At 42.3% G+C, this 9091-nt stretch carries 8 protein-coding genes; 4 read left to right on the forward strand and 4 right to left on the reverse strand.

The features are described from left to right. The first annotated feature begins 487 nt into the window (after positions 1-487). Positions 488-1426: a transposase gene (locus IM500_RS09245; RefSeq protein ID WP_287738172.1), complete on the forward strand. Its 939-nt coding sequence runs from the start codon at positions 488-490 to the stop codon at positions 1424-1426. Between the two features lie 72 nt (positions 1427-1498). Here the strand turns inward: IM500_RS09245 and IM500_RS09250 are convergent, their stop codons facing one another. The 4 genes from IM500_RS09250 to IM500_RS09265 all read right to left on the reverse strand — a co-directional run bounded on the left by IM500_RS09250 (position 1499) and on the right by IM500_RS09265 (position 5004). After that, positions 1499-2422 carry a glycosyltransferase gene (locus tag IM500_RS09250; RefSeq protein ID WP_287738173.1) on the reverse strand — a complete coding sequence of 308 codons (924 nt, stop codon included), beginning with the start codon at positions 2420-2422 and terminating at the stop codon, positions 1499-1501. A gap of 77 nt (positions 2423-2499) precedes the next feature. After that, positions 2500-3213 (reverse strand): nucleotidyltransferase family protein, encoded by a 714-nt coding sequence (locus IM500_RS09255; protein WP_287738174.1) that lies wholly within the window; start codon positions 3211-3213, stop codon positions 2500-2502. 92 nt (positions 3214-3305) lie between these two features. Continuing rightward, positions 3306-4331, reverse strand: a complete 1026-nt coding sequence (locus tag IM500_RS09260; protein ID WP_287738175.1) for a GHMP family kinase ATP-binding protein — start codon at positions 4329-4331, stop codon at positions 3306-3308. A 37-nt stretch (positions 4332-4368) separates the two neighbouring features. Further along, on the reverse strand, positions 4369-5004 hold the full coding sequence (locus IM500_RS09265; RefSeq protein WP_002796293.1) for a D-sedoheptulose-7-phosphate isomerase: 636 nt from the start codon (positions 5002-5004) through the stop codon (positions 4369-4371). 603 nt (positions 5005-5607) lie between these two features. Between IM500_RS09265 and IM500_RS09270 the strand changes: the two genes are divergently transcribed. The 3 genes from IM500_RS09270 (at position 5608) to IM500_RS09280 (ending at position 8690) form a co-directional block, all read left to right on the forward strand. Next, entirely contained in the window at positions 5608-6261 is a 654-nt protein-coding gene (locus IM500_RS09270) for a D-glycero-alpha-D-manno-heptose-1,7-bisphosphate 7-phosphatase (protein WP_190721253.1), read from the forward strand. Between the two features lie 2 nt (positions 6262-6263). Further along, complete coding sequence (locus IM500_RS09275) at positions 6264-7490, forward strand: glycosyltransferase family 4 protein (protein ID WP_190721251.1); 1227 nt, start codon at positions 6264-6266, stop codon at positions 7488-7490. Positions 7491-7571: 81 nt separating this feature from the next. Then, positions 7572-8690, forward strand: a complete 1119-nt coding sequence (locus tag IM500_RS09280; protein WP_287738176.1) for a glycosyltransferase family 4 protein — start codon at positions 7572-7574, stop codon at positions 8688-8690. The last annotated feature ends 401 nt before the right edge of the window (positions 8691-9091 follow it).

Consider the following 9091-nt stretch of genomic DNA (forward strand, 5'->3'; position numbering starts at 1 on the left):
ATTAGTTCGCTCTAGATCGAAAACAGTTGACAAAAATCGCAGCAACACCTGTCTCTATAAGGGTTTCATTCCTTATAACCCCGTCCATTGCATAAGACAAACCGAAGAACCATATTTGTCTATTAATTGCCCTTCTACAGCCAATTGAGTCAAGTAGAAAAAGAGGAAGGGAAAAAGGGAAGTATTGGAAATGCTGATTTAGTGGGGGAAATTTGGCACGATTTTATATTAGTTAATATTTGCCTTTAGGCTTGCTATATAAGCTTTTCAGACTACCAATATCTCGGATTTTGTCCATAATTAATTTTTCAAGGATAAAAAAACCTAGAAATCAGATTTTAGAATGGTAAACAAGTTGAATATCGATTTTATTTCTCTTGAATTCCCACTCTTGACCTCTCAGCCTTCTGATCTTCCAGAAATTTTCCTTGTTGCCGGAGAACTATGATACAATGGCATCAAAAAATAGAGGAAAAATTTTTTTATCATGGACAAGGTGTCAACACCAAGCCTATCAATTGTTATTCCGACCCGAGAAGGATTCGCTGACCACTGGTTTAATGCGCTGACCGAGGTCAAGGGAGAAGTAGAATTTATCTTGGTTCATCCACCAGGAGCACCTAAGTATCCCACGTCCGACCCCAGGGTACAGCAAATAGTCAGTCCCTTACGCGGAGAAATTATTCAACGTGCCACAGGTTTGATGAATGCTACCGCTCCCTATATATTGACAATTAATTGTGATGAGTATATCAATCCCGACATTTCAGAAATTAGCAGTCAATACTTTTCCCGATTTCCTGATAGTTGGGTCATGAGACTTAGCCGGAAAGATGTTGAATTTGGTAAAAAAGAAATTCTAGAAGCTCCTTGGCTCTCACCAAAACCCATCGAAAAACTAGAAGTTTGTGGTAGGTCTCAAGGTAACTCTAAGCTATACGAACAAGGCAACTACCTATTGGAAATTCCCATTACTCCTATCGATAATAAATTTGATGTAATGTGTATTTTTAGAGGAAGAAGAGATCATCGAGGTCCTCATACAGAGAATTTTGACAAGAAGGTTTGGAAAACTTCCATAGTACAGGAAACCCTGAAGGATCTGGTGGGGTTAATGCCTTTTATTGGTCCGCTTAAGTATATTCCCTTTTGGTGTCTTGATCGAGTTTTAGGACTAGCTATACAAGCGAAGTTTTTTGAGCAAGGAAAAGGCAAAATTATTGGTCATCTCTTACCGCTGCCAGAACAAATTCGTATTGAAAATAATCCACCTGAATATATACGATTTAATCGTTATGGGGTACTTTCTGAACTTTACTTGATCAGACGTTTTCCCCAATACGGATATATGTGGAATCTAGTTATTCCCGACATCTTAAATGTGCCGCGACTCTTTATTCGTTCTCGCTTGGGTAAAGAAGTATAAAATATCAGTCTATCTGTAATCTGTCAAGGAAGTAAGTATTAAGACTTGCTTCCTATTTTTTAGCTGTTAACTTTAATTTAGCTTTTTAAATATTTGCCTAATTTTAATTTTCACACCGTTGTAAAATTCTTCAAAAAATAGATTCCAAAAGTAGCCATACTGGGGAAATTGTTTGACTAACAACATCTCGACTAATACTAACAATCGCACTGTTTTTAAGGAATAAGGCCTAACAATATATCTGATTTGACCAGGTTCGGGCATCCAATGACCAATACAAGCACCTGTTTGAAAAAATTTAGCTTGAATATATAGTCCGATTGCCCTATCTAATCCCCACAGAGGCAACCAAGTTAAAAGTTCCGCCATTCTTGTGCCTTGAAACATTTCTGTGAGAGCTTCTTTAACTGCTGGACTTTTCCAAATTGTATTATTAAAAGGTTCCACATGACTTCCATGAATGTCTTTTCTCTTAGCGTAGGGCCAGAGAGCAACTTTTATATCAAAATGATTTTCTAGAGGGGCAATGGGAACTTCTACCAAATCCTGATAGGAATCCTCTCTTTTTCTTGCAATCCTAAGTTGCTCAAGAGAGGGCAATGGCTGCCAAGGTCTTTTAATTTTTTCTTCGTCTAAGTAGTCTATTTTTTCTTTAAACAAACGCAGTATCCAACTCTGAGGAAATTTCTCAAAGTATTCAAGAGTTAGAGATACAACATCCGGATGCACGAAGTCATCATCATCTAAAGCCAGTATATACTGACCGGTGGCGTTCATTAAACCCAAGGCTCTTTGAGGTGTTTCTCCTTTGTAGAGACTGTAGAAAATTTTTACTCGTGGGTCAGCTATGAAGGCCGCAGTTGTGCCGGGAGGATAAACTAAGATAAATTCTACATTTCCCTGCACGGATAAAAGTTGTTGTAACCAATATTCGGAAAAATTTCCGATGGTCGGGCTAACAATAGATAATATCGGTTGATTGAAACTAGCAAGCATCTCTGGTGAATTTATTTAGAAATAATTTGACGATACAAACATAAATTTGCTGAACTTAGGTGACTACCAAGACTCTCTCAAAAGGATACTTTTGAGATGAGAGAGGGTAATTCAATCTGACTTTTTTCGTAATCTTGGGGGATGCCTATGTCAATAAAATATTCGTCAGAAATAAAGCCATACATGGGAATTTTCTCGGTATAAACTTTGAGAAAGTCGTCCTCAAAAGAAAATTTTGATGGCAGATCAAAGCTGGATAATATGTTTTTCCATACACAATATATGCCGCCATTAATATAGCCTTGATGTTGATATTTTTTGGATTCAAACCCGATAATTTTTTGGTCATCGTCTAGCATAACATTATTATAACGATCAAAGTCAGTTAGGGGCTTCAGAGCAACAGTTATCAGGGATTTCTTTTGATTATGTAAATCAATTAAGGCGGATAAATTGACATTAAACAAGGTATCTCCGTTAACAATTAATGCTTGTTCGGTTTGAATTTTATTTAGTGCCAACTGGATCGCTCCTCCAGTTCCTAATGGTGTATCTTCTATCAGATAAGTTAGCTCATATTCCTTGTATTTATAACCAAAATGATCGATAATTTTCTGATGTTCATAGCCCACAGAAACTAAAAATTTGTTGGTAATTTTTTGAGAGATTAAGTAATCTAATAGATATTCTAAAAAAGGTCTGTCGGCAACGGGAGCCATAGGTTTTGGTAAACTGTTGATAACCGATCGCAACCTAGTTCCTAACCCACCCGCCAGAATAATTACATCCATAGATACACCTCAAAAATTTGAATTATTGCCAATCTTTTAAAAACTATTTTTAGGGTTATGGGGACAATCCTTCCCCGTTGATCCTTGGTTTGCTATAATGTCCATGCTTGGGTTCCGTATTTGGTAAAGTGAAAATTAATCACTTGGCCTCCTTCTGATTTCAAAGCTTTAGTTACTTCGATTTTCTTGGTAGGATCGACCATAAAGATAATAAAACCACCGCCACCGGCCCCCGATATTTTGCCTGAATAGGCCCCGGTTTCCCTCGCTACCCGATAAATGTGATCGATCTGTGGATTACTAATTAATTTGGATAATTTCTTTTTCGCTTCCCAAGAAGTTCTCAGAATTTCTGCTATCCCCATAAAATCTGATTTAAGCAGTGCTTCTTTAAAGAGAATTGCCTCTTTTTTGAGTTGATGGGTAGCGGCGATCGCCTGCTCATTTTTTTCTTGGACATTCTGAATTTGATCCTCAATTACTTGAGATGAGTAGCGAGAAATGCCTGTATAGTAGAGGATCAGAGAGACTTCCAATTCATTGATCACCCAATTTTTAATTCTCAAAGGATTAACTATGACTCGATCTTGTTCATAAAATTCCATAAAATTAAAGCCGCCAAAAGTGGCAGCGTACTGATCCTGCTTGCCCCCCAACCAGCCTAGATCAATTCGTTCGATCTCGTAGGCTAAATGGGCGATATCGTACTCGCCTAGGGGTAATTTTAACAGTTCCACAAAGGCTTTAACTATGGCTACGGCTAGGGTAGAAGAAGAACCTAATCCCGAACCAGCCGGCGCATCGGAAAAAGTGGTGATTTGCAGCGGCAAAGGTTGCCCTTGATTGAAGTCTTTAATCAAACGATTGTAGACCGCTTTATGCAGATCGAGAACGCCGTTATAAGGGAGAGGAAACTGGAGGGTTTCTATTTGTTGTTCTCCTCGATCGGCGGCAACAAAAATGATCTGTTTGTCGGTAATTTCCGTGACTGTACAGTAGGCATAGAGATCGATAGTAGCGTTGAGAACGTAACCCCCATAAAGACTACAGTAAGGCTCGACATCGGTGCCGCCACCACCCAAACCTAATCTTAAAGGAGCTTTGGTTCTGATGATCATGGGTATGCTGTTTAGGTTGATTTTTTGCTAGGAGATTTTAGTTAGGAAAGAGCGCTTCTTCGATCGCTAAACAAATAGTATGAAGAACAAAACCATGACCTTCTTGAATGCGCGGGGTACTGGTGCTAGGAATCATCAAACAATAATCGGTTTTTTCCTCTAGAGCTAATCCCTTCGCCCCAGTTAAACCGATGCTAGTGAGACCTTTTACTTGACAAACTTTGAGAGCTTGATGGATATTGGCGGAATTTCCCGAAGTGGAAATACCGATAAACACATCACCAGGGTTTCCTTCCGCTTCTATCTGGCGGCTAAAAATATATTCGTAACCATAATCGTTAGCGATCGCTGTTAAACTGGCGATATCGCTATTGAGGACGCGAACTGGCAAAGACTGTCTTTCTTTCAGAAATCGGCCGTGTAGCTCACCGCCAAAATGGATAGCATCGGCGGCACTGCCTCCATTACCTGCGACTAATACTTTGTGGTTGTTGCGATAAGCATGGATACATACTTGGCAAATCTCTTGGATTTTCTCTAGATATTTTGTCTCGGTTAGTAGTTTTTTCTTCAGGTTATAAGCTTCTTCCAATTCAGTCTTGATTAAAATTGACAGAGAGGGATCGCTCTGGAAACTATCCAATTTTTTGTTTGATTTTTCCACCATTCGCATAGGTTTGATTTTCCAATTTTTATTAGTTGAATAAATTTAACTCTCAATCATTCTGTCATTACATTGAATAGTATCAAAAGACCAGAATCGCTGTCCATTAATTGGGTACAAAACCCCTAGCATGGTAGAATTGATCACGGGACAAGAACAACAGGCCGATGATAGTTCTAGAGAAACCTAGAGCGATCGAGTCAAAAGAGTGATCTTTTGCCGGTTATTCTCGGAATATACGACAAACGCAGCCAACTCTAGCACAATTTGTTTTGTTTGTAAATAAATTTTTGATGTATTCTGGCTGGGATGGGGGATTTCTGAGCGGGGGATTCAACCTTTGCGAGTCTTGGCCTTTTGTTTGGCTGGACAAAAATGTTAACAATTCCTGACAATACCGCCGATATAATCAAAAGCCCAAAGGCCTGACGGCGTATAATATGCCGTGATTGCTATACTCTGACACCTAGATAGTAAAGAGAAGCAATTTAGCCGAGAAAACTAGCACAAATCGCGACAATCCCTCGAATTTTGTCTGTCCATCGGTTCAAGCTCTCGTCCCTGACAGAAGAACTGAGAATTCTAGTCCCCGACTCGAAAAAGTCCAACATAATGAATCCTTTCCCCGCAATTTCCGTCAATGACGATGACCTAAAATACCCATCTCCGCCATCTCCGGGCAATTCTGACCAGAAAAGCGAAGATAGAGCGAAAAAGAACAAAGCCTTATTTCTCGATCGAGATGGGGTAGTTATTGACTATATCCCCTACCTGAGTAAACCAGAACAGGTGAGCATTCCCGCCGGGGCAGCGGCTGCCTTAAAACAGTGGCAGGATGCCGGCTATCTGCTGATCATCATTACCAATCAATCGGGGATCGCTAGGGGCTATTTCACTTGGGATGATCTAGCGGCGATTCACGGGCGCATGATCGAGGAATACCGACAATTGGGGGTGCATTTTCACGATCTTGCCATCTGCCCGCACCATCCCGACGAAGGTTGTCTGTGCCGCAAACCCTCCCCCTATCTGCTGCTGGCCGCCGCCCACCAATACGGAATCGACTTAGCCGGCTCGTTGTTTATCGGCGATGCGGCCAGTGATCTAGAATGCGCCCTAGAAGCTGGTTGTCAGCCCGTATTGCTCTTAACAGGGCGAGGAAAAGTCACCCTTGGGGAGATCGAGAAATACCCAGTTCAGATTCCTGTATATAGCCAACTAAAGGAAACGGTAGAATTATTGTCAAAAACCGCTGCCGAACCATAATTATGAGAATATTAGTCCTTTTTTGCAATAACTTTCCCTATCCACCTAGTCGCGGGGCAACGGAGGGGAGAACTTTTAACCTGATCAAATGTCTTCATCAAAACCACGATGTCACCCTGTTCGCCCGTCGGGTGGAGAATGTCACGGAAACTCAGATCGAAGAACTCAAAACCTTTACCGATGATCTTGTCTTATTTCCGCCCCGGCAAATTCCCGCTCAAGGCAAGGGACTGACAAAACTAATCGGTCAAACAGGGCGCTTTCTGGAGGGAATAGTACAGATGACCCCTGCTAGTGTTCTTAGTTATCGTTCGCCGCTCATTCAAGAGCGAGTAGATGAATACGTCGAGCAGCAAAAATGTGATGTGATTCTCTGCGCTCAGAGTATCAGCGAGATTTTTGTCCGGCCGGAATACCGTCAGCGAGTCAAAACAGTAGTGGATATTCACAGTTCCGTGTACGGTTGGACACGCAATCATTTAGATAGAGGAGCCTCCGCCTATCCGCTGCGGGATTTTCTCTATCTGCCCTTACTCTATCAGTACGAAAAACGTTACTGTGCCAAGTTTTCGCAATTAGTGGCTACTACCGATTACGATCGCGAACAATTGTTAAAAATCCTCCCGGATGCACGGGTGGATATCGTGCCTAATGGCGTGGATTTAGCCCTGTTTCCCTATCGTCCTCGGGATCCCGGCGGTCATAATTTGGTCTTTGTCGGTGCCATGAGTTCTACCCATAATATCGATGCCGCCCGTTTTTTTGCTTTAGAAGTCTTGCCAGTCATTCAACAGCGATATCCCGCTACCACCTTAACCCTAGTGGGGGCAAACCCGGCACCGGAAGTTCTCGAACTCGCCAAGTATCCCGGTGTGAGCGTGACGGGGACTGTTCCCTCGACAGTGGAATATTTACACCGAGGAACCGTTGGTGTGGTTCCCCTGCGGGTGGGATTGGGAATCAAGACCAAAACCCTAGAATCCATGGCCGCTGGGATTCCGATTGTCGCCAGCGATCGCGGTTTAGAGGGTTTAACGGTGGCAGCCGAGGGAATTGCTCCTAGGGCGTTGCGCGCCAATAGCGTTGCTGAGTACGTTACAGCGATCGCTAGGTTGTTCGATGATCCTTCTGTGCGAGAACAACTGTCCCATAATGGCCGGGCGATGGTGGAATCGGAGTACACCTGGGAGCGAGCGGGACAAAGGTACGAGGAAATTTTGCGGGACTAATATTGTTCTTAACCCCGAAATTTCCCTCGAGACTGTTTGAGAGTTTTACCGCCATAAAAATTGATTTTTTGGAGCCTAATCATGAAAGTTTTAATAGTAGGAAATTACGTCAACGATCGGCAGATCAGTATTAATCGTTTTGTCGGTTTAGTGGAGAAAGGACTCAGACAAAAAGGACACGAAATTCGGCGAGTGCAAGCACAGCCTATTTTCGGTCAACTGAAGCCTTCTCCCCAGGGACTCGGCAAGTGGTTGGGGTATATTGATAAGTTAATTATTTTCCCAGTGCAGTTACGTCAGCAGCTGGATTGGGCCGATATCGTCTGCATTTGTGATCAGGCGTTATCCTATTTAACTCCCTATCTAAAAGATCGCAAATATTTTGTCATCTGTCACGATATGCTGGCCATTCGTTCCGCCCTAGGAGAAATTCCTGAAAATCCCACCAGTTGGACGGGAAAACAGTATCAGGCTATGATTTTGCGAGGACTAAAACAGGCTAAATATGTTGTCTGTTCTTCCGAAGCTACTCGTGCCGATGTTCTCCGTTTAACTAAAATTGCTCCCGAACAAACGGAAGTAATTGAGGATTGCTTGAATCAGGGATACGGTCCGATGACAAAAGAAGCAGCAGTAGCTCTGGTGGGCAAATTTAATATCAACCGTGATTATCCCTGGTTAATTCATGTCGGGGGCGACCAATGGTATAAAAATCGATTGGGATTGCTGAAAATATTCAAGAGGTTAATCACTTTCCCCGGTCTGGAAAATTGCCGATTGATCCTGATGGGAAAACCTTTGCTGCCAGATATGCGAGAATTTGTTAATCAGAATAACTTGTCCGCACAAGTAATCGAATTAGGAACCGTCTCCGATGAGGATCTCCGCGCCTTTTATTGCCTAGCAACTGCTTTAATTTTTCCCTCCTTTCAGGAAGGATTCGGTGTTCCCGTTATTGAAGCTCAATCCTGTGGTTGTCCCGTCTTTACCTCCAATCGTCTCCCCATGACTGTTATCGCTGATAATGCAGCCGTTTACTTCGATCCCACCGAACACGAGGCCGCCGCTACTATTATTGCAGAAAATCTTCTCGCTCCCGATCGCCTGGAAGATTTGAGGCAAAAAGGTTTTATCAATGCCACTCGCTTTACTTACGAAAGAATGATCCAATCCTACGACCGATTATTGCCAAAATTGTAGTCTAGAGCTTTTTGGCGACTCATTATCCTGCCCACGCGATTTTAAGCGGGGAGGATATGGTTCCGGGGTTCACTTTGGCCCTAGAAATCTTGCTGTAAGAGTGATCGTCCTTTTTTAAATCCTACAGTAATCATTTTTCCATAGCTCCTTTGCTTCCTTGTAGTGTTGTTTAATTGGGGTTGGCTGAATAATGGTAAAAACCTTACAGGAAAGGGCTTTTAGCTTGATTGAGAGCTTCCCAAATGCACTTAAATCTGCTAGAATCGCTCAAAACCCTTGCATCACCCTTGCATCTTCTCTAATTAGTGCTAATGTACCGTAAAAGCGAGTTACCCTCAACCCCACCGGAAAACTTTGAGCTGCCCTTTGAGGGGAAATTATCCCAAGATAATCGTTGGGTA

This window comes from Microcystis sp. M179S2 (assembly GCF_020245805.1).
GTDB classification, from domain to species: domain Bacteria; phylum Cyanobacteriota; class Cyanobacteriia; order Cyanobacteriales; family Microcystaceae; genus Microcystis; species Microcystis aeruginosa.

Bases quoted from the DNA above. Each gene is read 5' to 3' on its own strand.
- IM500_RS09255 (WP_287738174.1), bottom strand. From the start codon at position 3,213: ATGGATGTAATTATTCTGGCGGGTGGGTTAGGAACTAGGTTGCGATCG.
- IM500_RS09250 (WP_287738173.1), bottom strand. From the start codon at position 2,422: ATGCTTGCTAGTTTCAATCAACCGATATTATCTATTGTTAGCCCGACC.
- IM500_RS09265 (WP_002796293.1), bottom strand. From the start codon at position 5,004: ATGCGAATGGTGGAAAAATCAAACAAAAAATTGGATAGTTTCCAGAGC.
- IM500_RS09260 (WP_287738175.1), bottom strand. From the start codon at position 4,331: ATGATCATCAGAACCAAAGCTCCTTTAAGATTAGGTTTGGGTGGTGGC.
- IM500_RS09270 (WP_190721253.1), top strand. From the start codon at position 5,608: ATGAATCCTTTCCCCGCAATTTCCGTCAATGACGATGACCTAAAATAC.
- IM500_RS09245 (WP_287738172.1), top strand. From the start codon at position 488: ATGGACAAGGTGTCAACACCAAGCCTATCAATTGTTATTCCGACCCGA.
- IM500_RS09280 (WP_287738176.1), top strand. From the start codon at position 7,572: ATGAAAGTTTTAATAGTAGGAAATTACGTCAACGATCGGCAGATCAGT.
- IM500_RS09275 (WP_190721251.1), top strand. From the start codon at position 6,264: ATGAGAATATTAGTCCTTTTTTGCAATAACTTTCCCTATCCACCTAGT.